Genomic DNA, 23,330 nt, shown 5'->3' on the forward strand with positions numbered 1-23,330 from the left:
ATCCGTTCGCGGCTGTGGGCGCGCCACCGCGCAGCTGTCACGGAGGTGGAGGCGTCCGGCGAGAAGCGGCGGGCTCAGCGTGCTCGCATCGCCCGTTCGATGAGCCGAAGCGCGGGCCGGCGCGGAAGCTTGGGGAGCAGCGCTGCCATCGCGGCGTCGGCGCGGCCGTGCGTCGCGACCAACGGCGTGCGCAGCTGGTCGACCGCCGTGAGGAAGCTGGCGACTACATCCTCCGCACGCGCATGCATCGATGCGGGTCCCGGGATGCGTCCGCCGGCTTCCGCGAACTCGGTGGCGGTGGCGCCCGGTAGGGCGGTCACGACACGCACGCCGGTGCCTTCCAGCTCCACGGCCAGGGCCTGGCTGAAGCTCGCTACGAATGCCTTGCTGGCCGAGTAGACCGCCATGTGAGGCGCGGGGATCGCCGCCGCGACACTCGCGATGTTCACGATGGCGCCCGCACCGGCGGCCACCATGTCCGCCGCGAAGAGCCGGGACAGGCCGGTCAACGCGGTGACGTTCACCTGTAGCAGCTCGTCGATGCGCGCCGGGTCGGTGTCGATCACGTCGCCGGAGGTGCCAAGCCCGGCGTTGTTGATGAGGACGTCGACGGCGATGCCCGCGTCCTTCACCGCTGCATGGACCGCTGCAGCGGCGTCGCGCCGGCTCAGGTCCTCCACCACGACGTGCGCGTCGACCTTGTGGTCGGCGCGCAGGCGCGCGGCGAGTTCCTCGAGCCGGCCCGCGCGACGCGCGACGAGGGCCACGTGGAGGCCTCGGGAAGCGAGCTGTGTGGCGAACTCTGAGCCTAGGCCGGAGCTCGCACCGGTGATGAGCGCCCATCGGCCGGGCGTGAGGACCGGGCCGATACCGGGGCGAGTGGCAGGGGACACGGGTGCTCCTTGGTCGCTGCGAGCCATGCGCGGATCAGATCGCTGGTGCGGTCGCGCCGACGGCTCCGCGCACCACGGTGGTGCCGGGAGCCAGGGTGGTGACGCTTCCGTCCGGCATGACCACGCTGCCGTGCGCGGCCGCGGGGGCGTCGACGGTCACCTCGAGCTCGCTGTCGACGATGCGCCACTCGACCGAGATCCGGCCGCGAGGGGTGTCGTGGTGTCCCCGTGCCCATTCGAGCCCGTCGAGGGGCACCGGGGCGACAACGTAACTCTCCCAGCCCGCCGACCCGTTCTCCTGCCGCAGTCCGAGCACGTGCGTGTGGAAGAACCGCACCACGGCGCCCTTGCTGTAGTGGTTGAGCGACTCGTGCGGCACGCCGTCCTGATCGATCCCGTCCCAGTCCTCCCAGATGGTGGTGCCGCCGCGCTCGACCATGTTGAGCCACGACGGCTCGGTGCGCTGGTAGAGCAATGTGCGCGCGATGTCCGCGTGTCCCGTGTCGGCGAGCACAGGCAGGAGGCGCCCTGTGGCGAGGAATCCCGTGGTGAGGTGATCGTCGGCGGCGTGGACCAGCTCGACCAGTCGGTCGGCGGCCGCGTCCACGAGCTCGTCGGGGATCAGCCCGAACGAGAGGGCGCGGACGTAGCCGGCCTGCGTGTCCCCGACCGTGCGCCCGTCCACGGTAAGGAACTCCGTGCGCCACGCTGCGAGGACCTTGCCGGCAAGGTCCTCGTAACGCCGCGCATCGTCGCCATGCCCCAGCACCGCCGCGATCCGCGCAAGCGTCGAGGTGGACAGGTAGAGGTAGGCGGTGCCCACCTCTCCCTTGTCGGCCATGAACCACTGCATCGGGTTGTCCTGGATCGGGTTCGCGCGGCTGCCGTCCTCCTTGCGGGGCATCGGCTCCGTCCACTCGCCCCAGTGGAACGAGCCGTCCCACAGGTACTGCTCGTGGGGCGCGGCCTCGGGGGAGCGCTGCATGCGCGAATGGTGGCGCGCGCTGCTGGCGTTGCCGAGCGCCCACTCCACCCATCGGACCATCGCGTCCCAGTTCTCGGCGAGCACTGTCACGTCGCCGTAGGCCTCGTACATCTCCCAGGGCACTAGCACCACGGCGTCGCCCCAGCCGGCGGAGCCGGTCATCATCGCGAACTGGTCGTCGAGTTTGACCTTGATGCGACGCCCATCGGGGGAGAAGTTCGCGATCCGCCCGTCGGGAAGCTGGTCGTCGCGGACGGCCCGCAGCCACTTGCGGGTGAAGCCGTCGACGTCGTAGAGGCGCGTCGCGGTGGGAGCGAACACCTGGTAGTCGCCCGTCCATGCGAGACGCTCGCGTGTGGGGCAGTCGGTGGGGACGTCAACGGCGTTGCCGCGGAAGCTCCATTCGGCGATCTCGTGGAGGCGATTGAGATCCGCGTCGCTGCACTCGAACGCGCCGGTGCGGGCGAGGTCGGTCTGGACGACGCGCATCGTCACCGTCGACGGGTCGAGCGGCCCGCCCAAGCGGTGGACACGCGCAAACTGGAAGCCATGCACCGTGTGCCGCGGCTCGAATCCGGCGCCCGAGCCGTCGGACACCACGGCGTCGCACTGGACGAAGCTCCGGGTCGGTTCGCCCGGTCGGTGCGAGTCGAGGTGCGACATGACGAGGTCGCCGCCCGCTTCGGCGAACTCGCCGTAGTCGATGCGCGTGACCGCGCCGACGGGGCCGAGGTCGGCGAGCGCCACCCATCCCGAGGCGTTCTGGCCGAAGTCGAGCACCCAGGTCTCGTCGTCGAGTCGAACGGCGTCGGTTGCTGCCCGCGTCTCCACCACCCGCACCGCGGGTGCGGGCGACCAGACGATCGCCGGAGCGTCGACCTCCCCGACGAGCACGGGACTGGCATCGCCCGCGTCGAGGGTCAAGTCGGTGCGCTGACCGTTCATGAGGTCCGCGGCGATGACGGGGGACGATGCGCAGGTCCAGTCCGCCCCGGTCGTCACCACCTGCGTCGACCCGTCCGCGAGGTCGAGGTGGAGTTCGGCGCGCACGCCCGGGGTGTCGCCCCATTCTGCGGGGATCCGGAAGGCGCCCACCTGCCCGAGGTACCAGCCGGACGACAGAGTGATGGCGATGGCGTTGCCGCCCTGGACCACGGCATCGGTGACGTCGTAGGCCTGGGCGTAGAGCGTGAGGTCGTAGGACGAGGTTCCCGGCGCGAGCTCCGTGGTGCCCACGCGTGCGCCGTTGATCGACGCCTCGTACACGCCGAGCGCGGTCGCGTAGAGGCGTGCTCGGGTCACCGGCGTCGTGACGTCGAACGTCGCGCGGAAGACGTGGGCGGGCAGCGCCCCGCGAGGCGCGTCCGCGGGCACCGGCGAGGCGATCCAGTCGGCGATCCAGTCGTGGTCGAGCAGGCCGGACTCGAAGGTGTGCCACTCGCTCCAGTCCTCGGTTCTGGCGGGGCGCACGCGCCACTCCACGGCACGACGGCTCGCCAGAGGTGCCCATGGCCATTCGACGGCAAGAACGTGGCCGTCGACGTCCTGGGGGGCGAGCGCGGCGCCGTCGATGCGCGCCTCGAGCACGTAGCCCGCTGTGACGGTGTCGAGCGGCGCGGGGCGCCACGACAGGCGTGGTGCGGCGGAGGTCACCGGGAACGCGTCGCCTCCGGCATCGACCTGAAGGTGCGTCGGGGCGAGGGTCATCGTGCTGCCTTTCGTCGTGGGGACGAGGATGCGGAGGTGCCGACGGCGGGGTGCACGCGTCGGGAGCCGGGTATCACGCGAGCGTAATCGCCAGCCGGCCTATTTGGCAATCGGTTGTCAGGCGGATAGCTGCCAGATGGGACGACGCGGGCCTCACCGGGTCGGCGGGGCCCGCGCCGGGGGCGGGGAGAGTCAGCGGACGCTGCGGATCGGCAGGACCAGGAGGCCGCCGATCAGCGCCATCGCGCCGGCCGCGAAGTACACGGCCTGGTAGTTGTCCCCGCCGCCTGCGAGCAGGACGATGCCGGCCGCGGCGGCCGGCGCGATGGCCTTGGGGATCTCGTTCGCGAGCTGCATGATCGCGACCCAGCGACCCGCGGCGGAGCGGTCTGGGAGCACGTCGAGCATGAGCGCCTGGTCGATCGCGCCGAACACGCCGCTCGCGAAGCCGAAGGCGACCGAGCCGATGATGTACATGAGGTTCGACGTCATGAGCCCGATGACGAGCAGCGCGACCGCCATGATCACGCCGCTGGCGATGACCAGCGGCTTGCGGCGGCCGATCTTGTCCGAGATCACGCCGGACCCGATCGCGCCGAGCATCGCGAACATCATGCTCGCACCGCCCGCGGTGGCGGTCAGTGCGGCCACCGCCGCGGAGTCGAGCCCGAGGCGCGACCCCAGGAAGTACACCGAGTAGATGGACATCATGTAGAGCGCCACGAACACGAGCAGCTTGCTGATCCACGCCCACGCGAAGTCGCGGTGCTGTCGCGGGTCGAACACCATGTGCGCGAACACGCCCTTGATGCTCACCTTGACGCGAGGCTCGTCGACGGTCGACGGGTCGTCCATGCGAGCCATGAAGATGAGCGAGCCCACGCACGCGATCACGGCGGGCGCGACGAACATGAGGACTGGTGCCGACACCAGGGCGCCCGCGAGCACGATGCCCGCGATCGATGCGACCTGGCCAACTGCGCCGTTGATGCCCGCGACCTTGCCGCGCTGCGACTCGGGCAGCTTGTCGCCCATGTGGGTGAGGATCATCGAGCCGGTGGTCACGAGGCCGAGGTAGCCGATCAGCCACCCGAGGAGGACCACGGGGAAGCTTGAGCTGACGCCGATCATGGTGTAGCCGATGAGCCCGGCGATGAGCCCGCCGAGCATCCACGGACGGCGACGGCCCATGCGCGAACGTGTGGTGTCGCTGAGGATGCCGACGACCGGGTTGACGAACACGAGTGCGACCGCGGCGGTTGTCATCACGATCGCGAGGAGCGAGTTCTTCGCGGCGGGGTTGATGTCTTCGACCTTGATCGCGAGCGAGAACGTGCCCGGCGCGATGGTTGCGACCGGGATCGCGAACTGCGCGACGAACATCAGGGCCATATAGGACTTCGACCAGCGCTTCTCGCCGGGCGCGGTGGTGTTGGGGGCCGGGAGGGTGGTGCCCGATGCCTCGGCCGCCAGCGCTTCGCTGGCGGAGTGGGACTCGATCTGAGTCATGTGAACCTCGTCGTTCGTGTGCGTCGTTGCGGTGGCCAGGGTAATGGCTCGAGCGCCTATTGGAGCACCCCGTCGCGCGACTTGTCAATCGGTTGCCAACGGCTGTCGCGTCGGACCGGAATCTGTACGCATCTGCACGGATGGTGGGATGCGGGGCTCCCCAGGGGTGCACTGACTCTGACCGCCGCGACGCTCCGGTCGAGCAAGGAGACTGCCTACCGCGCCGGCGCCCGATCCGGCATGGTGTCGCGTTGATGTCGAAGAAGCCAGCACAGGCGGGGCGTCCAAGGTCGACCAGCTCGACGCGCTCGAAGGCCGCGCCGCTGCCTGCGCCCTTGTCATGGTTCGCGCGGGTCATCACTGCGGGAGCGTGCGGTTCGAGGCTGCTGGACTCGGCCGTGATCTCGCTACTGCGTCGTGGCGGGGTTCGACGCGTGCCAACATGCATCGTCACTGGTAGGTCAGCGAATCGCGAGAATGGTTCGGGCTAGGATGGACTGTACGCAGATCAGCCAAGGACTAGGGAATGCCGCACCTGGGCGTACCCCCTGGTCAGTCAATTCCGAGTCTTCGCCACCGAGTGGCGCCGCTCGGTTCGGCGTGGCTATCCTTCGGGCAACGCGATTGCAGTGGCGCCGATGGGTCGCCTTCCGCGTAGTCCGAACGGCTTTCTCCATGCCTTCTCCTACAGTCTCCCTCCGTGCCCTCCCTGGTGAGTACGTGATCGCGCGGTTCGATGCCGCAGTCGACGTCACCCCGGTCCTCGCTGATCTGCTGAGATCGACGGCCTTGATGTCCGTCACGCGGACCGACCAGGAAATCTCGATACTCTGCGAAGTCGGCGCTGCGCCCAAGGACGTCGAGATCGACGGCCCGTGGAGGGCGCTGTACGCGGGGGGTCCCATCCCCTTCGGGTTGACCGGAGTTGTCGCGGGACTGGTGGACCCACTCGCTGCCATCGCCTGCCCGGTGTTCGTCGCGTCGACTTTCGACGGCGACGTTCTGCTCATTCCAAGCGACCGCCACGCCGACGCCGTCGCCGCGCTGTTGAGGGCCGGTCACGCGATCGATCGGCAGTAGTGGGCTGAGGTCACGGTCATGACGGACCAGCGAGTCTGCTTTGTGGGCGATTCGTACGTCGCAGGCGTCGGTGACCCGACTGCGCTGGGATGGGTGGGGCGGGTGGCTGCCGCGGCCGTCTCGGCCGGCCTGCCGACGACCTCCTACAACCTCGGGGTCCGGGGGCAGACCGGACCGGAGATCGCGGCGCGCATCCTCACGGAGGTACCGCCACGACTGGACGCTGCCGGCGATCCGCGGTTGGTGGTCTCGTTCGGCGCGAATGACACGGTCGAAGTCGACGGTCGGCGGCGCACCACGCTCGCTGATTCCGTCGCTGCGCTCGAACGCATCCGCGGATCGATCAGCGTCCCTTTGCTCGTTGTAGGTCCGCCCGCAGTAGGCGACCTGCTGCAGAACCAACGGCTGGCGCAGCTCGATGCTGCACTCCACGGAGCCGCGATCCGAAGGGGTGTGCCCTACGTCGGCCTCTTCGCTCGCACGAGCGATTCGCAGCTCTGGCGGCACGAGGTCGTCGGGAGCGACGGCTATCACCCGGGCGCCGACGGATACGACCTGCTCGCAAGGATCGTGGCACCTGACATCCTTCGCTGGCTTCGGTCAACGTCGTGACTTGCGCTCGTGCCTCGGTCGATCGAACGGGGGAGATCAGCGCGGCGGCACTTCCCGAGTGACGAGGCGGGTCCAACTCAGTGCTGATCGACGTCAGCCAACTCTGGGGCAGGACCCTGCTGTCGGGCGCCGGTGAGACCATTCCTTGACGAACGTGTGCCGACGGGAGGTGTGAGATGCGCGGCGAGGCGACGGTGCTCCACGCCGACCTCGACGCGTTCTACGCCTCGGTCGAGCAGCGCGACGAGCCCGCACTGCGGGGACGGCCCGTGATCGTGGGCGGTGGCGTGGTGGCGGCCGCGAGCTATGAGGCGAAGGCCCGGGGCGTGCGCACCGCGATGGGGGTGCAGCGGGCGCGGGCGCTGTGTCCCGACGCCATCGTCGTCCCTCCCCGGATGGAGGCCTACTCGGCGGCGAGCCGTGCGGTGTTCGCGATCTTCCACGACACCACTCCGTACGTGGAGGGCGTCTCGATCGACGAGGCATTCCTCGAGGTCGGAGGGCTTCGCCGGATTGCCGGGACACCCGAGGAGATCGCCGTGCGCCTGCGGGAACGCGTGCGTGCCGAAGCCGGGCTCCCGATCTCGGTCGGTGTGGCGAGGACGAAGTTCCTCGCGAAGGTGGCGAGCGCGGTCAGCAAGCCCGACGGGCTCCTTGTGGTGGAGCCGGACCGCGAGGAGGCGTTCCTTCATCCGCTCCCCGTCGAACGGCTCTGGGGTGTGGGCGCGGTGACCGCGGAGAAGCTGCACAGCAACGGCGTCTACACGGTCGGGCAGCTGGCCGAGCTCGAAGCGGCGACCGCCGAGCGATGGCTCGGGAGGGCGGCCGGTGCGCATCTGCACGCGCTCGCCCGGCTCCGGGACCCGCGGCCGGTCGAAACGACCAAGCGCCACGGATCCATCGGCTCGCAGCGCGCGCTCGGCAACCGGTCGTACACCGACGGTGAGCTCGGGCTGATCCTCACCCAGATCGTCGACGGCCTCGCGAAGCGCCTGCGCGATCGCGGATCGTCGTGCGCCACCGTGGTCCTGAGGCTTCGCTACGGCGACTTCACGAAGGCGACCCGGTCGCGCACGGTCGCCACGCCTACCGATCGCACCGAGGTGCTGCTCGGCGTCGCCCAGCGCCTGCTCGCTGCGGCGGGTCCCGACATCTCCGACCGGGGCATCACCCTCATCGGCGTCTCTCTCGCGCAGCTGACCAGCTCCGGCACGGTTCAGCCCGAGCTGCCGATCGACTGGAACGACGGGGCGCGCATCGACAGCGCGCTTGACACAGCCCTCGACGCGGTCCGCGATCGCTTCGGCTCCGCCGCCGTCACTCGCGCCGCTCTCATCGGTCGCGACCCTGGTGTGTCGGCGCCGCGGCTGCCTGAGCACGAGTAGACGCATGCAGGGCCCGCGGGCAGGGCCGTCGCCCCACGCGCGGGCCGCGCCGCTACAACCGGTACCCGCCCGAGGCCTCGATGCGCTGCGCGGTGACCCACGCCGACGCGGGATCGGCCACCGACGCGATCACGCCCGCGATGTCCGTGGCCACCGCGGAGCGGCCGAGCGCGGTGCCGTCGGCGAACACCTGGCGCACCGCATCGTTCCCTACCCATCCCGAGAAATGCGTCTCGACCGGCCCGGGTGCGACGGTGTTGACGCGGATCCCGCGCGGACCGAGCTCCTGGGCCCAGTAGCCGGTGAGCACGCCGACGGCACCCTTCATCGCGGCGTACGCGTCGCGGCCGATGTGCACGAACCGCGTGAGGCCCGTGCCCAGGTTCACGATGCTCCCGCCGTCCGCGAGCAGGGCCACGCCGTCCGTCGGGGTCGCCAGGGCCTGCGTGAGCAGGTAAATGCCGCGCACATGGGTCGCGTAGAGCGTGTCCAGGACCTCGGCCGTGGTCGCGCCGAGGCGCGTGTCGGCGCCCGCGCCGGCGTTGTTCACCAGGACGTCGACCGCGTCGCGGCCCCACGTCGAGCGCAGCGTGGTGCGGAGCTCGCCGACGAACCGCTCGACGTCCGCGGGGTCGGCGATGTCTAGCCTCAAGGCCGCGGCGCGCCGCCCGAGCGCCTCGATGGCCGCGACCGCATGCGCGGCCTCGTCAGCGTGGCCGCGGTAGGTGAGCACCACATCGTGCCCGCGGCGCGCGAGCTCCTCGGCGGTGGCGCGGCCGATGCCACGGTTGGCGCCCGTGACGAGGGCGAGGGGTGCGGGTGCTGCGTTGTTCATGGGGTCTCCTTCGGGTCGTTGCGGCACCAGCCTCGGCGCCGCGGCACAGGGGGAGAAGGGGACGCTCACCCTGGGGGCGGCGTCCCTACCCTTGGGATCGGCCCGGCGCGGATACTGGGGCGATGGACCTCCCCGAGCTCGGCGCCTTCCTGCGCTCCCGCCGCGACCGGATCACGCCCGCCGAGGTGGGCATCGTCCCCGGTCCCCGCCGCCGCGTTCCCGGGCTCCGGCGCGACGAGGTCGCGGTGCTCGCGGGCGCCTCGGTCGAGTACTACACCGAGCTCGAGCAGGGGTCGAAGGTGCAGCCCTCGGCTCAGATGCTGGGCGCGCTCGCGCGGGCGCTGCGCCTGACCTCCGACGAGCGCGACCACCTCTACCGCCTTGCGGGTCGGCCGGTCCCCGCGCGCGGTGGCGACACCCACGTCGAGCCGGCCATGCTCGCGCTGCTGGGCCGCCTCGACGACACGCCGGCGCTGATCATCTCGGACCTCGCGGAGACGCTTGCGGCGAACGGGCTGGCACGGGCCTTGCTCGGCGAGCGGCAGGGGCTCCCGTGGCCCCGCTCGAGCCAGGTCTACCGGTGGTTCGTCGAGCCCGAGAGCCGTGGCGTGCACCCCGGGCCCGATCACGATCGGCTCTCGGAGTCCCTGGTGGCGGACCTACGCATGGCGGCGGGCCGCCGACGCGCCGACGAGGCACGGCTCGCCGAGCTGGTCGCACGATGCACCGACGCGTCGGAGGAGTTCGCGCAGCTGTGGGAGGCGCGGGCCGTCAAGCTGCGGCGCGTCGACGCGAAGACGTTCCTGCACCCGGTGGTCGGGTCGCTGGACCTGCTGTGCCACAACCTCTACACCGACGACGGATCGCAGCATCTGCTGTGGTTCACCGCACGCGAGGGCTCGGACAGCCTCGAGCGGCTCGCGCTTCTGCAGGTGGTCGGGGCGCAGGCAATGGCGTAGCCGCTGACGTCGACGCGAACGCGGGCGCGCCACAGGTGCGATTTTCGCGCCATGCCGTACACTGATGAATCGCGAGCAGCCGCTCGCATGCTCGTCGAGTCCGGCGGACCCGGATTCCGAGCACCGCTAACGCCCAGGCGTGTACATCTCCGCCGGGATCACGAGTCCCTCCGCACCAGCGTCACCGCGCTGACAGGGAGGACCGGATCCACCACAAGCTTCCGTCGGCCTCGGCCGTCGGGAAACCACGCACGTCGGCGCCGCCGGCGACGCAAGATCGACCGCCTCGCGGTCAGCAACACAGAAGGACAGCAACATGGCTACTGGCACCGTCAAGTGGTTCAACGCCGAGAAGGGCTTCGGCTTCATCGCTCCCGACGACGGCTCGGCCGACGTCTTCGCGCACTTCAGCGCGATCAACTCCTCGGGCTACCGCACGCTCGAGGAGAACCAGCGCGTCGAGTTCGACCCCGAGCAGGGTCAGAAGGGCATGCAGGCGGCCAACATCCGCCCGCTGTAACCCTTACTCGCTGACGGCCCGTCGTGGCCGCCCCTCGGGGCGGTCGCGGCGGGCCGTTCGCATGTCCGGCGACGATGCGCAGTGGTCGCGTCCCGCCAAGGTCACCGCACCTCCGGCACCATGTCGATCGCTCCGCACGGGCACTCGGCGGCACAGATGCCGCAGCCCTTGCAGTAGTCGTAGTCGACCTCGTACCGCATGCCCGGCCCGAGTTTCCTGATCGCGTCGTCGGGGCACATCCCGAAGCAGTTGTCGCACTCGAAGCACGAGCCGCAGGACATGCACCGGCGGGCCTCGAACACCGCGTGCTCGGCGTCGAGCCCGGAGAGCACCTCTTCGAAGCCCGTCACGCGCCGCGCGGCCGCCAGCTCCGCCCGGTGCTGCTTCGGAGCGTCGGAGTAGTACCAGGTGTTGAGGCGGTCCGCCGACGCCGAGCGCGCGACAGGCTCCGCGGGAAGGACCCGCGACCTCAGGTAGGCGTCCACCGCGCGCACCGCCCGCGCCCCGCGTCCGACCGCGTACGTCGCGGTGCGCGAGCCGGGGGAGACGTCGCCCGCCGCGAACACCCCCTCGCGCCCGGTCATCAGCGTCACCGGGTCGACCGCGATCACGCCGCCGTCGACGGCGATGTCGGTGGCACCCTTGAGCAGCGTGAGGTCGGCGTCCTGGCCGACGGCGAGCATCACGGTGTCCGCGTCGAGCTCCTCGAACACGCCGGTGCCCTGCGGCCGCCCCTCGTCGTCGAGGGTCATCCGTTCGATGGTGACGCGCGGGCCGTCCACCGCCGCGATCGTCGACAGCCACTGGACCCGCACCCCCTCGCCCACCGCATCGTCCAGCTCGGTCGCGTGCGCGGGCATCTGCTCGCGCGTCCGCCGGTAGACCACCACCGCATCGGCCGCTCCGAGCCGCCGCGCCGTGCGCGCCGCGTCCATCGCGGTGTTGCCGCCGCCGTACACCGCGACCCTCCGCCCGACCAGCGGAGCGTTGCCGGCGGCGACGTCCCGCAGCACGTCGATCGCGTCGACGATGTGCGAGGCGGCGCCCGCGGGGATGTCGACGTGGTGCGCGACCCCCGCGCCCATCGTCAGCACCACGGCGTGGAACTCCGCCTCGACGGCCCGCAGGTCCGTCACCGGCGTCGAGCGCTCGATCCGCACCCCTGTGTCCTCGATACGGCGGATCTCCGCGGCGAGCACGTCGCGCGGCAGCCGGTAGGCGGGGATGCCGTAGCGCAGCATGCCGCCCGGCTCGGCGGCGGCCTCGCGCACCACGACCTCGTGCCCCAGCTGCCGCAGGTGGTAGGCGGCGGACAGCCCCGCCGGCCCGGAGCCGACCACCAGGACCCGACGGCCGGACGATGCGGCGGGCACCGGCAGCGCCCAGCCGCGCTCGAGCGCGGTGTCGCCCAGGAAGCGCTCGACCGCGTTGATGCCGACCTCCTCGTCGACCTCGCCGCGGTTGCAGTCCGCTTGGCACGGGTGATAGCAGATGCGGCCCATCACGGCCGGAAGCGGGTTCGCCGCCACCAGCCGTCGCCACGCCGCCTCGAACCCTGCCTCGCCCTCCTGGGTCGCCCCCAGCCACCCGCGGATGTCCTCGCCCGACGGGCACGCGAGCGAGCACGGCGGGGCCAGGTCGACGTAGACCGGCCGCTCGGTGCGCCACGTCCCCGTGTGATAGGCGAGCGAGGTCGCTGGGCCCGTCGACAGGCCCACCGTCGGGGGAGCGTCGTGGCCGTTCATCAGGCACCTCCGAGCAGGTCGTAGCGGCGGATGTTCGCCTCGGCGAGCGCGCGCCACCGGTCGAGCGCATCCTCGCCGCCGGGCCGGAACAGGTGCGCGAACCGCGCCTGGGGCCGCAGGTACTCGGTCACGTCGCAGCGCTCGCGGATGCGCTGGACGTCCGTGAGCTCGCCCGCGCGCGCCTCCAGCACCGGGAAGATGCCGGACTGCACGGCGGAGCGTGCGAGAGCGATCGACTGCGACGGCTCGGATCCCCACCCCACCGGGCACGGCACCAGCACGTGCAGGTACCGGGCGCCGTGGATCGACATCGCCGTGCGCACCTTCGCCTCGAGGTCGCGCAGGTCCGCCGGCGTCGCGCTGGCGACGTAGGGGACCTCGTGCGCCATCGCGATCCTCACCATCGACTTCCCCTGCCCGAAGGCCTGGCCCGGCGTGGACCCCACCGCCGGCGTGGTCGCGGTGCGGGCCGAGGCGGGCGTGGCCGAGGACCGCTGCACGCCCGTGTTCATGTAGCCCTGGTTGTCGTAGCAGACGTAGAGCACGTCGTCGTTGCGCTCGAACATCCCGGACACCGCGGCGAGGCCGATGTCGACCGTCCCGCCGTCGCCGCCCTGCGCGAGTACGCGCACGTCGTCCCGCCCCTGCGCGCGCAGCGAGGAGGCGATACCGGTCGCCACCGCCGCGGCGTTCGCGAACAGCGAGTGGATCCACGGCGGCTTCCACGCGCTCTCGGGGTACAGCGTCGAGAACACCTCGAGGCAGCCGGTGGCATTGGCCACCACCAGCCGACCGCCGGCAGCGTCGACCGCGGTGTCCATCACCCAGCGCGCCGCGAGCGCCTCGGCGCAGCCCTGGCATGCGCGGTGGCCCTTGGTGAGCGAGGAGGGGCGATCGGAGTGCGACTGCACGGAGCGCTCGTCCGCCGACAGCAGGCGCCCGCCCACGGCCAGCGAGCCCGTCTGCAGGAAGGGGATGTGCACGGTGGTCATCGGTGGACTTCCGTCGCCCCGGCGGTGGGCACCGGGATGCCGCCGGTCTTGAGGTCGAGGAAATCGAGCGCGCCGAGCGTCCCGTCGAGCGCGCGCCGCACCACGTCCTGGAGGGATGCCTCGAGGATCGGGCGTCCTCCCAGCCCCGCCACCACGGAGTGGATGCGCGATCGCGTGCCCGCCAAGGCCCGTCCGACGTCCCCGGTGAGCACTCCGCCGGAGCCGAGCTCGAGCGCGCGGTCGATCACCACGATGTCACGCGAGGCTCCGAGCGCGGCGCGCAGCGCGGCGGCCGGGAACGGCCGGAACGAGGAGACGCCGACCAGGCGCACGGGCACGCCCGCGTCGTGCAGCGCCGGAAGCGCGGCCTGCAGCGTGCCGAGCACCGAGCCCATCGCGACGACGGTGACGTCGCCCGCGCGGGCGGCCGAGGCGTCGCGCGAGCGCTCGCACGTGTCGCGGTCGTACCGCGCGACCAGGCCTCCCGCCTCGCGCCCGAAAGCCTCGAGGAAGCGCCGCGACCACCCGTCGATCACCTCCGCCGCGTCGAGGAAGCGCAGATGCTGGAGGTACTTGGTCTCCGTGAAGGACTCGGGGCCGGCCATGGTGCCGATCGTGATGGGGTACTCGACGTCGAGCACCTGCGTCGGCAGGTACGGCGGCAGGAAGGCGTCCACCGCATCGGCGTCGGGCAGCTCGAGCACGTCGGTCGCGTGGGTGAGCACGAAGCCGTCCATGCAGACCATCGCGGGAATCCCCAGCTCCTCGGCCACCGCGAACGCGATGACGTGCAGGTCGGCCGCCTCCTGGTTGTCCGCGGCGTACAGCTGGAGCCAGCCGGAGTCGCGCAGCGCCATCGCGTCCGAGTGGTCGTTCCAGATGTTGATCGGCGCGCCGATCGCGCGGTTCGCGACCGTCATGACGATCGGCAGGCCCATGCCCGCCGCGTTGAACACGGCCTCCGCCATGTACAGCAACCCCTGCGAGGCGGTCGCGGTGTAGGCCCGCGACCCGGCCGCGGACGCGCCGATAGCCACCGACATCGCTGAGAACTCTGACTCGACGTTGACGTACTCGCAAGCGCCCAGCTCGCCGGTGCGCGCCATCACGGAGAGCGCCTCGACGATGTGTGTCTGCGGCGAGATCGGGTAGGCGCACACCACGCCGGGCCGGCACCGCGCCACGGTCCGTGCCACCGCCTGCGAGCCCTCCAGCACCTCACGCATCGCGCACCTCCGCGGCCGCGGCACGCTCCTCGCGCACGAAGGCGAAGGCCTCCTCGGCCGCCGCGGCATTGGCCTCGCCCACCGCGCCGGGGAAGCGCTCGCGGACCACCTGCAGCACCGCGTCGAGCGTCACATCGTCGGCGCTCGCGGCGTACGCCGCGAGCATCGCCGCGGCGGGCTTGGGCTTGCCCAGGAGGCGCAGCGTGATCGCGGTGGCGGGCACGGTGAGGACGGTCGCGTCGAGGTCCTGCGCATGCGCCGCGGCGCGCACCTCTCTCTCATCGCCGGCGGTGTCGACGATGACGAGGCCACCCGGGGCGAGCCCGGCGAACACCCTGCCCGCAGCGAGCAGCGTCGGGTCCTGGACCAGCACCACGTCGGGGGCGAGCACGGGCTCGCGCGTGCGCAGCGGCGCGTCGGCGAAGCGGCAGTACGCCACCACGGGCGCGCCCGTGCGCTCGGAGCCGAACGAGGGGATCGCCTGGACCTCATGGCCGGCGAGGAAGCCGGCGCGGGCGAGCATCTCCGCCGCGGTGACCACGCCCTGGCCGCCGCGCCCGTGGATCCTGATCTGCCTCATGCGCGCGTTCCCCGGAGGTGCCGGCGGCGGCGCGGATGCGCGGCCCGGACGGGACGTCGCCGGCGACCTCCACCCCTTCACGCTATGCCCGGAGGGGTGTGCCGCCCGGGACCGAGGTCCTACGCCTCCGTGGATGATGCCGCCGGCGCCGGGGCGTCCCCGGCGGCCTCCTCGACGGCCGGGTGCGGCGCATGCCGCTCGGGGATGAAGCGGAACGCCGCCCACGCGCTGAGCGCGATCGCGCCGAAGCCGCCGACGATGAGCAGCCACGTGAGCAGCGGCGTCCGGGACGAGTTCCAGTCCTCGCCGGTCGGGACCGCGATGAGCACGAAGGCGATCGCGGCGACGAAGTAGGCGACGGCCCACACGCGCCGGCTCCAGTCGTGGATCGCCTTGCCGTCGAGGTAGGTGAACGGGAGGAGTCCCACCACCATCGCGGCGAGGGTCTCGAGCACCGTGCCGGCGAGGGTCTCCTCGGCCAGGGTGACCAGCAGGGCGTCGGAGCCGGCGAAGGTGGACTCGAGCACGCTCAGCAGGATCCACGAGACGACGCCGAGCGTGAAGGCGGTGGAGACGCCGAGGAGCGCGAGCCTGCCCTCATGCCTGGTCGAGACGGCGCGGCCGTACTGGACGCTCACCACCACGCCGAACAGCAGCGCGGGCTCGATGTGCAGCGTCTCCGAGATCACCACCGAGATGGTCACCACGATGAGCGCGCCCGGCAGCGGCATGAGCCGCCCCGGCACGCGCAGGCGCCCGCGCGCCGCGGCGAGCCGCCCCGCGTTGAGCCCGAGGTTGAGGATCGACAGCGACAGCCAGAGGCTCACATACGTGATCGCCTCGTCGGCACCGAAGCGGAACTCGGTCTGACCGAGCCCGAGGATGAGCGTGGCCAGCGCGACGGTGATGCCGCACGCGAGCCACGGTCGCGTCACCAGCCGCGCGATCCGGCTGCGCCGCCGGCCGCGGCGGTGCGGGGCGAGCCAGCCGAACGCGCGCGAGTAGTTCTCCGTGAGCGTCGACTGGAGCAGCTCCGCCGGGATGCCCGCGAGCAGCAGGAAGGCCGAGGCGAGCGCCGCGGCGCCCGCGATCCGCAGCGGCGTCATGTGGAGGTCGCCGAGCGTCGGGATCGTCGGTGCGAGCCACGGGTAGTCGTCGACGGGCTCCTCCGCGACAGGGTCGGTCGGGTCGGGGGCGGGCTCGACTGCGACGGCGACCGCGGGCTCGGGGGTCGCAACGGGCTCGGACTCCTCGGCGGGCGGCTCCTCCGCAGCCGGCTCCTCGACCGGATCCGGCGCCAGCGGCTGCACCACGGGCACCACTGCGGGCGCCGCGTCGACGAGGGTCACGGCGGCCGTCGCCGTGGAGGGCTCGAAGCCGTCCGCCGTGAGCGTCGCGACCACCTGGTGCGCGCCCGCCTCGGCGGCCTCGGGCACCACCGCGACGACCGTGAGGTCGCCCGTGGCATCCACCGTGCCCGACCCCATGGGCAGCGGCGTCGAGTGCAGCTCGACCGCGATGCGCCCGCCGGGTGGCAGCCCGGTCGCGTGCAGCGTGATCGCGTCGCCGCGGTGCAGCTCGCCGCCGAGCAGCGCGCCCCCGCCGGGCCCGGAGAGCTGGAAGGCCCAGAGGATCCGCACGGACGGCGGGGGAGGCGCCGGGTACTCCTCGGGCGCATCGTCCTTGCCCGCCATGACGGCGGCGGCGCCAGGAAGCGCCGAGGCGACGACCACGACGACGGCGGCGAACCCGGCGAGCAGCACCGCCACCAGGCGGCGGGCGCCGACGCGCGCCGCCCCGAACCACGCACGTGAGCCCATGCGCGGACCCTTTCCCCCTGACCACGGGTACGGACCGCGACGCGGCACGCCCGGGATCCCCTAGGGGGGATGCTAGGCCCGCAAGCGTAGGCGGTATGTAGGAAATGCGAAGAATTTACGTGTTGGAAACACGACGGTCCCGCTAGGGTCGACGCGAGAACGCAGGGAGGTGCGATGCCGGGCATCGTCGTCATGGGTCCCACCTCGACGGGGAAGTCGACCGTGGGGGCGGCGCTCGCGGCCGCGCTGGGCCTGCCCTTCGTCGATGGCGACTCCCTGCACCCCGCGGCCAACGTCGCGAAGATGACCGCCGGCATCCCGCTCGGGGACGACGACCGGTGGCCGTGGCTCGACGTGGTCGGCGCGACGGTGGACGATGCGGTGGGCACCGGAGGGGTGGTGGTCGCCTGCAGCGCGCTGCGGCGCGCCTACCGGGACCGCATCCGCGCGGCGGCGCCTCGCGCCTCGTTCCTCGAGCTGTCGTTGACCGAGCAGGAGGCGATGCGCCGCTGCGAGGCGCGCGACGGCCACTTCATGCCGGCGAGCCTGGTCGCGTCGCAGTTCGCCACGCTCGAGCCGCTCGCGCGCGACGAGCCGGGACTGCGGGTCGACGCGACCGCGCCGGTGGCGGACATCGTCAAGGCGGCGCTAGCGTCGCTCGGGTGACGCGCTACGAGTTCGAGGCCACCCTCTACCTCTGGGAGGCGACGCAGGCGACCTGGGTGTTCGTCGACCTGCCCTTCGACGTCGCCGATGAGATCGAGGACACGCAGCACGGGCCGCGGCGCGGGTTCGGCGCGGTCCGGGTCGAGGTCTCGTGCGGGGCGACCACGTGGCGCACCAGCATCTTCCCGTCGAAGGCCCGGCGCACGTTCATCCTGCCCGTCAAGCGCGCGGTCATGACGGCCGAGGGTCTCGCGCCGGACATGACCGCCGCCTTCGCGGTGCGTCCGCTCGCATGAGCGCGCGCCCGTGGGACGCTGATCGCGTGACCCGCGCCGCCGCTCCCGCCCCGCGTGACCCCTTCGTCGCCGCGTGGATCGCGATCGTGGTCGACCTCCCGCTGTTCACCGTGATCGGAGGCGCGGCGGCGTTCCTCGGCGCGCAGGTCTGGGAGGTGCTCACCGACGCGTCGCCGGCGACCCGCACCACGCTCGACCGCACCGAGTCGGCCGTGGTGACGGCGTGGGCGTTCATCGTGGTGCTCGGGATCGCGGTCGTCGCGCACACGGTCGGCCGCTGGCTGCATGAGCGCACCGCGGAGGCGCCGCCCCGGCGCGCCGCGGCCGCCTTCGCCGCGATGGGCGGCGCGCTGTCTCTCATCCCGTCGGCCGTGATCGTCGCGCGCAGCGGCGAGCCCGCGTCCCTGGTGTTCGTCGCGGTGGCGCTGGTCGTGCCGTGCGCGCTGGTCGCCGGGCTCACCCGGATGCTGCTGCCGCGCGTGGCGGGCTCGGAGAAGGCCGTGACGGGCCTCGCGATCGTCGCCGTGCTGTGCGTGCTGCTCGCGATCGCCGTGCTCGCGATCACCTGGATCGCCCTGCCGGAGCTCGCGATCGCCGACTGACGCCTACGGCGCGAGCAGCCCGGCGATGACGGCCGGCACCGATGATGCGACGTCGAGCGCCGCCACCGGCCCGCCCCGCGAGGCGAGCTCGGCGGCGCGGGCGTGGACCCACGACGCGCTGGCGCCCGCGGCCTCGGCCGTGAGGCCCGCCGCGAGCAGCGTGCCGGCGATCCCCGCAAGGACGTCGCCGGCCCCGGCGGTCGCGAGCCACGGAGGTGCGAGCGGCAGCTCGATCGCGCCGCCGCCGGGCGACACCACGAGCGTCACCGCGCCCTTGAGCAGCACCGTCGCTCGCGCGGCCTCGGCCAGCAGGCGCGCATGCCCCACGCGGTCTCGCTCGACATCGGCGGGAGCGACGTCGTGACGCAGAGCGGCGAGCGTCCTCACCAGCTCGCCCGCGTGCGGGGTGAGGAGCACGCGCTCCGCCCCGATCGCCCGCGCTCCCGCCGCGCGCGCCCGCGCGACCGTCTCGAGCGCGCCGGCGTCGACCACCATCGGCGCGGACTCCGCGATCACCGCGCCGATCGCCGCGTCCTGCTCGGGGAAGTCCGCGACGCCGGGTCCCACGATCCACGCCTGCGCGCGCGGCAGCCGCTCGGCGGCGTCGACGGGGTGGTGGACCACGGCCTCGGGACGATGCGCGAGGACCAGGTCCTGCGCGCGCTCGGGACCGACGTACCGGACCATGCCCGCGCCCGCGCGGATGGCGCCCGAGACGACGAGCGCCGCGGCGCCCGGGTACGCCTCGGAGCCGGCGACCACGCCGACGACGCCGCGCGAGTACTTGTCGTCCGCCGCGCCCGGCTCGGGCCATGCGGCGGCGACGTCGTCGCGCTCCCAGGCGCGCATCGTCCTCACCGGGCGACGGTGAGCACGTACAGGTCGGAGTGCATCCACCGGCCGTCGCGTTGGACGTCGTTCTCGACCCGGCGCGCGAGCGCGAGGCCCAGGTGCGCCATCACCTTCGCCGACGCCTTGTGCTCGGGGCGGCAGCGTGCGTGCACCTGCTCGAGGGTCGCGTCCTCGCGCAGCGCCTCGATCACGGCGTGCACCGCCTCGGTTGCGATTCCGCGCCCCCACAGGTCGCGGCGGACCACCCAGCCCAGCTCGCGCACGCCCGGTGTGGCGTCGAGCGGACCGCGGTCCTCTCCGTAGACGCCCACGCCGCCCACCACGGTGCCGGCGTGGATGCGCCCGCCGGAACCCACCGCATCGTCCCTCAAGGTGATCGCCCAATGCGCGGGGACGCCGGCCTCGACGGCGGCCGCGATCCACGCGCGGGTGTCGTCCTCGGAGTTCGGTCCCCAGTCCGTGAAGCGGCACACCGCCGGGTCGGACGCGTAGACGTGGACGTCCGCGGCATCGTCGGCGCTGAACGGACGTAGCAGGAGTCTCGCGGTCTCGAGCGTCATGTCACGACGATACGCCCGCCTCCGGGGCGTGGGAGGATAGGCGCCATGGCAATGCGCGACATCCGAGTCATCGGCGACCCCGTCCTCCGTACCCCCTGCGAGCCGATCTCCGAGATCGACGACCGGGTGCGCCAGCTGGTCGAGGACCTGCTTGAGACCGTCGACTACGAGGGTCGGGCCGGGCTGGCCGCCAACCAGATCGGCGTGAGCCTGCGGGCGTTCTCGTGGAACATCGACGGGGACATCGGCTACATCCTCAACCCCGAGATCGTCGAGGTCAGCGAGGACTTCCAGGAGCTGGGCGAGGAGGGCTGCCTCTCGGTGCCCGGCCTCTGGTACGAGTGCGAGCGACCCGCGTACGCGCGTGCGGTCGGCACCGACCTCAACGGCGACAAGGTCGAGATCGACGGCGAGGAGATCTGGGCGCGCCTCATCAACCACGAGGTCGACCACCTCGACGGCAAGCTCTATCTCGACCGCCTGCGCAAGGACGTGCGGCGCAAGGCGATGCGGGAGCTGCGCGAGTCCCTCGAGTCGTCCCGGTAGGGCCTCCGGCGCGCCGGCGCCGGAGGTGACGATGTTCTGGCTGGTGCCGTAGCGCCCCGCCCTCGCGCCGACGCGCGACATGCGGGGCGCGGCGCTGGCGAAGTTCGCGCGGGTGAGGCAGAATCGTGCCACACCCGGTGCCATGGACGGTTCCATCGAGGTCGTAGGGGAAGACGCACCTCACAGGAAGGAAAGGACATGGCCGCAATCACCCGTGGTGTTCTTTTCGTGCACTCCGCGACCCGAGCGATGACTCCGCACATCGAATGGGCGGCGCAGGGAGTGCTCGGTTCGCGTGCCTCCTTCGACTGGACGGACCAGCCCGCCGGCTCCGGCCTGCTGCGCGCCGAGCTCTCGTGGCAGGGCCAGCAGGGCACCGGCGCGCGCCTCGCGTCTGCGCTGCGCGGCTGGGAGCACGTCCGCTACGAGGTCACCGAGGAGCCGTCCTTCGGCTCGGACGGTGGCCGGTGGTCGCACACGCCGTCGCTCGGCATCTTCCACGCCGTCATCGACTCGCACGGCAACACGGTGGTGCCCGAGGACCGGATCCGCGCGGCGCTCGACAACGCGGACACCCTCGCGGACGTGCGTCGCACCATGGACCTCGCGCTCGGCACCGCGTGGGACGAGGAGCTCGAGCCGTTCCGGTACGCGGGCCACGGCGCGCCCGTGCGCTGGCTGCACCGCGTGGGTTGACGTGACGCTCGACCACACGGACGAGCTCACCCTCCAGGCGCTGGAGGAGTCGATGTGGCGCCCGGAGACCCGCTTCGACCGCGCGTACATGGACGCGATCCTCGCGCCGGGCTACGTCGAGATCGGGCAGTCGGGTCGCGTGTGGTCCCGCGAGGACGAGGTCGGGCTCGCGCCCGTCACCATCGACGTGTCGCTGCCGCTCGGTCGCTTCACCGTCACCGAGCTGGCCCCCGACGTCGCGCACGTGACCTACACGTCCGAGCCGCTTCACGGGTCGCACGGGGCGGCGCTGCGCTCGTCCATCTGGATCCGCACGGATCGCTGGCGCCTCTGCTTCCACCAGGCGACACCGACCGCCATCTGAGCACGCATAACAACGCACGCTAGGGTGGGCGATGTGAGTGAGCATCGACGTCCCGGGCGCCCCCAGATCGCCGACCCGGAGAAGATCGGCCTCGAGGCCATGGCCCTGTTCGCCGAGCACGGCTACGCCGCCGTGTCGATGGACGATGTGGCGGCGCGCAGCGGCGTCTCGCGCCGCACGCTGTTCCGCCACTTCGCCAACAAGGCCGACCTGATCTGGCACGACTTCTTCGCGACGTACCACCACCTCGAGGAGGTGCTGGCCCGCGACGAGTCCGCGCCCGGCATGGCGGGCCTGCGTGCCGCGCTGCGCACCACGCTCGCGGAGCGGCCGAGCGACGAGGACGTCGACCGCGTCCGCCTGCGCATCATCGGCGAGTCCGCCGAGGTGTTCGCGGCCGGCGTGCGCGGCCTCGGCGAGATGACGGCGGGGCTCGCGCGGCAGGTCGCGCGGGACGGGCTGCTCGAGGAGGGCGGCGTCGAGGCGCGCGCCGCCGGGCAGGCGATCTCGGGCTGCGTGCTGGCGGCCTCGGTGTGGTGGGCCCAGAACTCCGACGAGCCGCTGCCGGACGTGCTCGATCGCGCGCTCGCGCGCCTGCAGGAGGGCATCGCGTAGTCAGGCCCGTCAGGGCGACAGCAGGCCCGAAGGCCCGACCACGGCGTGATACGTCACCGTGCTGCCCACGTCGGGCTGCTCCGCCGCGGTGTCCATGAGCAGGTCCATCTCGAGGGCGCGCTCGTAGTCGAGGGTGAGGTGCGCGACCGGGGCGCCCGCCGCGGTCATCACCGACATGCCCGAGCTGCTGCAGCCCCAGTCGATCACCCAGTAGGCCTCGTCCTCGCCCAGCGGGCGGGCCGAGCCCGTGCATCGTGAGCTCACGCCGGACGGATCCTCGATGACGGACTCGACCGTCGCCGTGCGGCCCTCCACCGCGAGCACGATCGCGCGCGCGGGGCCGACGTCGCCGGAGCCGTTGTCGAACACCGAGAACCGTGCGCCGCCGAGCCAACGGAAGTCGTGCTGCCCGCTGAGGAGCCGGCGGTCGCCGAGCAGGCCCTCGGGATCGTCAACCGTGAGCGCCGCGGAGGACTCGGCGAGGCCGAGCGACCACCGCACCTCGCCCGACTCGAGGTCGACGGCGAGCACCGTGCTCGGATGCCGCATGGAGACGTACACCAGGCCCGCCTCCTCGTCGGGCTGCACCGAGTTGCAGTGGAACGGGTCGACCGGGGCGTAGATCGCCGTGCCCGCCGCCGTGTCGAGCATCGCGGGGTCGGTGCGCGCGAGCGCGGACCACTCCCAGGCTGGCTCGCCGTCGCGAACGTGGACCACCTGGCAGTCGTAGACGAAGTCGAGCGGCTCGTCCTCGGGCGCGAGGGTGCACGCATGCACCGAGGCGTCGCACGGCGTCGAGGCGTAGCGCACCGCCCAGAACCCGGCCCCGTCCGCGTCGTACACGAGCGCGTGCGAGTCGAGGTCGAGCCCGCCCGTGGACTCGTCGACCATGGCGCCATCCGTGGTGACCGTGCCGGCGCGGCTGCAGAACGTGTAGCCGCCGTTGTCCGAGATGCACGAGCGGTCGAGGAAGGCGAGTCCCTCGCCCCGCGGCGCGAGCGAGCCCACATGCGCGCCCGACACGTCGACGACCGTCAGCGGGCGCAGATCGGGAGAGAGCTCGATGACCGCCTGGGTGCCCGACGTGAGCATGGGCGCCGCGATGTAGATCGACGCGTCGAGGTCCGCGAGCTCCGCGGCCTTCTCCTCGTCGACCACCTCGAGCTCGAGGGCGTACGGCGCGAGCAGCTCGGCAGGGGAGGCCTGCTCACCCGAGGCGCAGGCGGCGAGCACGGGCAGCGCCACAGCGGCGAGGGCCGCGCGCGCCGAGAGTCGCATGACCCGA

24 protein-coding genes are annotated in these 23,330 nt (G+C 72.3%); 12 read left to right on the forward strand and 12 right to left on the reverse strand.

What is annotated here, in order from left to right; genetic code table 11:
* Positions 1–74: 74 nt before the first annotated feature.
* From AOM09_RS05370 to AOM09_RS05380, 3 genes are all read right to left on the reverse strand, one after another.
* The gene (locus AOM09_RS05370; RefSeq protein WP_082098876.1) at positions 75–920 is read right to left on the reverse strand and encodes an SDR family NAD(P)-dependent oxidoreductase; all 846 of its coding nucleotides are present in this window, start codon (positions 918–920) and stop codon (positions 75–77) included.
* Positions 921–927: 7 nt separating this feature from the next.
* A complete protein-coding gene (locus AOM09_RS05375; RefSeq protein ID WP_062385371.1) occupies positions 928–3,585 on the reverse strand; it encodes a family 78 glycoside hydrolase catalytic domain in 2,658 nt (885 codons plus the stop codon).
* 192 nt (positions 3,586–3,777) lie between these two features.
* On the reverse strand, positions 3,778–5,094 hold the full coding sequence (locus AOM09_RS05380) for an MFS transporter (RefSeq protein ID WP_062385374.1): 1,317 nt from the start codon (positions 5,092–5,094) through the stop codon (positions 3,778–3,780).
* 720 nt (positions 5,095–5,814) lie between these two features.
* On the opposite strand from AOM09_RS05380, the gene AOM09_RS15340 reads away from it, so the two are divergent.
* From AOM09_RS15340 to dinB, 3 genes are all read left to right on the forward strand, one after another.
* A complete protein-coding gene (locus AOM09_RS15340; protein ID WP_062385376.1) occupies positions 5,815–6,174 on the forward strand; it encodes an ACT domain-containing protein in 360 nt (119 codons plus the stop codon).
* Positions 6,175–6,192: 18 nt separating this feature from the next.
* Positions 6,193–6,786: a GDSL-type esterase/lipase family protein gene (locus AOM09_RS05390; protein ID WP_062385379.1), complete on the forward strand. Its 594-nt coding sequence runs from the start codon at positions 6,193–6,195 to the stop codon at positions 6,784–6,786.
* Between the two features lie 176 nt (positions 6,787–6,962).
* Entirely contained in the window at positions 6,963–8,171 is a 1,209-nt protein-coding gene (gene dinB, locus AOM09_RS05395; protein ID WP_062385381.1) for a DNA polymerase IV, read from the forward strand.
* A gap of 52 nt (positions 8,172–8,223) precedes the next feature.
* Here the strand turns inward: dinB and AOM09_RS05400 are convergent, their stop codons facing one another.
* A complete protein-coding gene (locus AOM09_RS05400) occupies positions 8,224–9,006 on the reverse strand; it encodes an SDR family NAD(P)-dependent oxidoreductase (RefSeq protein ID WP_062385383.1) in 783 nt (260 codons plus the stop codon).
* A gap of 122 nt (positions 9,007–9,128) precedes the next feature.
* Here AOM09_RS05400 and AOM09_RS05405 point away from each other — a divergent pair, with 122 nt between their 5' ends.
* Positions 9,129–9,965 carry a helix-turn-helix transcriptional regulator gene (locus AOM09_RS05405; RefSeq protein WP_062385385.1) on the forward strand — a complete coding sequence of 279 codons (837 nt, stop codon included), beginning with the start codon at positions 9,129–9,131 and terminating at the stop codon, positions 9,963–9,965.
* Positions 9,966–10,281: 316 nt separating this feature from the next.
* On the forward strand, positions 10,282–10,485 hold the full coding sequence (locus AOM09_RS05410) for a cold-shock protein (RefSeq protein WP_062385387.1): 204 nt from the start codon (positions 10,282–10,284) through the stop codon (positions 10,483–10,485).
* Between the two features lie 101 nt (positions 10,486–10,586).
* Here AOM09_RS05410 and AOM09_RS05415 read toward each other — a convergent pair whose 3' ends face one another.
* From AOM09_RS05415 to AOM09_RS05435, 5 genes are all read right to left on the reverse strand, one after another.
* Positions 10,587–12,230, reverse strand: a complete 1,644-nt coding sequence (locus AOM09_RS05415) for an NAD(P)-binding protein (RefSeq protein ID WP_062385389.1) — start codon at positions 12,228–12,230, stop codon at positions 10,587–10,589.
* Positions 12,230–13,222, reverse strand: a complete 993-nt coding sequence (locus tag AOM09_RS05420) for a thiamine pyrophosphate-dependent enzyme (protein ID WP_062385392.1) — start codon at positions 13,220–13,222, stop codon at positions 12,230–12,232. The genes AOM09_RS05415 and AOM09_RS05420 overlap by 1 nt, the downstream gene beginning before the upstream one ends.
* The gene (locus tag AOM09_RS05425) at positions 13,219–14,448 is read right to left on the reverse strand and encodes a pyruvate ferredoxin oxidoreductase (protein ID WP_062385394.1); all 1,230 of its coding nucleotides are present in this window, start codon (positions 14,446–14,448) and stop codon (positions 13,219–13,221) included. The genes AOM09_RS05420 and AOM09_RS05425 overlap by 4 nt, the downstream gene beginning before the upstream one ends.
* Positions 14,441–15,028 (reverse strand): 2-oxoacid:acceptor oxidoreductase family protein, encoded by a 588-nt coding sequence (locus AOM09_RS05430; protein WP_062385396.1) that lies wholly within the window; start codon positions 15,026–15,028, stop codon positions 14,441–14,443. The genes AOM09_RS05425 and AOM09_RS05430 overlap by 8 nt, the downstream gene beginning before the upstream one ends.
* A gap of 119 nt (positions 15,029–15,147) precedes the next feature.
* On the reverse strand, positions 15,148–16,848 hold the full coding sequence (locus AOM09_RS05435) for a hypothetical protein (protein WP_062385398.1): 1,701 nt from the start codon (positions 16,846–16,848) through the stop codon (positions 15,148–15,150).
* Between the two features lie 174 nt (positions 16,849–17,022).
* Between AOM09_RS05435 and AOM09_RS05440 the strand changes: the two genes are divergently transcribed.
* The 3 genes from AOM09_RS05440 to AOM09_RS05450 are packed head-to-tail and all read left to right on the forward strand — an operon-like array spanning position 17,023 to position 18,412.
* Positions 17,023–17,514, forward strand: coding sequence for a gluconokinase (locus AOM09_RS05440; protein WP_062385401.1), 492 nt, complete (start codon positions 17,023–17,025; stop codon positions 17,512–17,514).
* Positions 17,511–17,810, forward strand: coding sequence for a DUF1905 domain-containing protein (locus AOM09_RS05445; RefSeq protein WP_062385403.1), 300 nt, complete (start codon positions 17,511–17,513; stop codon positions 17,808–17,810). Before AOM09_RS05440 ends, AOM09_RS05445 begins: the two co-directional genes overlap by 4 nt.
* A gap of 26 nt (positions 17,811–17,836) precedes the next feature.
* Positions 17,837–18,412 (forward strand): hypothetical protein, encoded by a 576-nt coding sequence (locus AOM09_RS05450; protein WP_062385405.1) that lies wholly within the window; start codon positions 17,837–17,839, stop codon positions 18,410–18,412.
* Positions 18,413–18,415: 3 nt separating this feature from the next.
* On the opposite strand, the gene AOM09_RS05455 is transcribed toward AOM09_RS05450, so the two are convergent.
* Both AOM09_RS05455 and AOM09_RS05460 read right to left on the reverse strand, forming a co-directional pair.
* Positions 18,416–19,261, reverse strand: coding sequence for an ADP-dependent NAD(P)H-hydrate dehydratase (locus tag AOM09_RS05455; RefSeq protein ID WP_062385407.1), 846 nt, complete (start codon positions 19,259–19,261; stop codon positions 18,416–18,418).
* A 5-nt stretch (positions 19,262–19,266) separates the two neighbouring features.
* Positions 19,267–19,824, reverse strand: a complete 558-nt coding sequence (locus AOM09_RS05460; RefSeq protein WP_062385409.1) for a GNAT family N-acetyltransferase — start codon at positions 19,822–19,824, stop codon at positions 19,267–19,269.
* A gap of 45 nt (positions 19,825–19,869) precedes the next feature.
* Here AOM09_RS05460 and def point away from each other — a divergent pair, with 45 nt between their 5' ends.
* From def to AOM09_RS05480, 4 genes are all read left to right on the forward strand, one after another.
* Positions 19,870–20,370 carry a peptide deformylase gene (gene def / locus AOM09_RS05465; RefSeq protein WP_062385412.1) on the forward strand — a complete coding sequence of 167 codons (501 nt, stop codon included), beginning with the start codon at positions 19,870–19,872 and terminating at the stop codon, positions 20,368–20,370.
* A 198-nt stretch (positions 20,371–20,568) separates the two neighbouring features.
* The gene (locus AOM09_RS05470; protein WP_062385414.1) at positions 20,569–21,066 is read left to right on the forward strand and encodes a DUF3145 domain-containing protein; all 498 of its coding nucleotides are present in this window, start codon (positions 20,569–20,571) and stop codon (positions 21,064–21,066) included.
* A gap of 1 nt (position 21,067) precedes the next feature.
* A complete protein-coding gene (locus AOM09_RS05475) occupies positions 21,068–21,430 on the forward strand; it encodes a nuclear transport factor 2 family protein (RefSeq protein WP_062385416.1) in 363 nt (120 codons plus the stop codon).
* 33 nt (positions 21,431–21,463) lie between these two features.
* A complete protein-coding gene (locus AOM09_RS05480) occupies positions 21,464–22,045 on the forward strand; it encodes a TetR family transcriptional regulator (RefSeq protein WP_062385418.1) in 582 nt (193 codons plus the stop codon).
* A 9-nt stretch (positions 22,046–22,054) separates the two neighbouring features.
* On the opposite strand, the gene AOM09_RS05485 is transcribed toward AOM09_RS05480, so the two are convergent.
* Positions 22,055–23,323, reverse strand: a complete 1,269-nt coding sequence (locus tag AOM09_RS05485) for an aryl-sulfate sulfotransferase (protein ID WP_062385420.1) — start codon at positions 23,321–23,323, stop codon at positions 22,055–22,057.
* Positions 23,324–23,330 lie beyond the last annotated feature (7 nt).

The organism is Demequina iriomotensis, from assembly GCF_000971395.1.
Classification (GTDB): Bacteria; Actinomycetota; Actinomycetes; order Actinomycetales; family Demequinaceae; genus Demequina; species Demequina iriomotensis.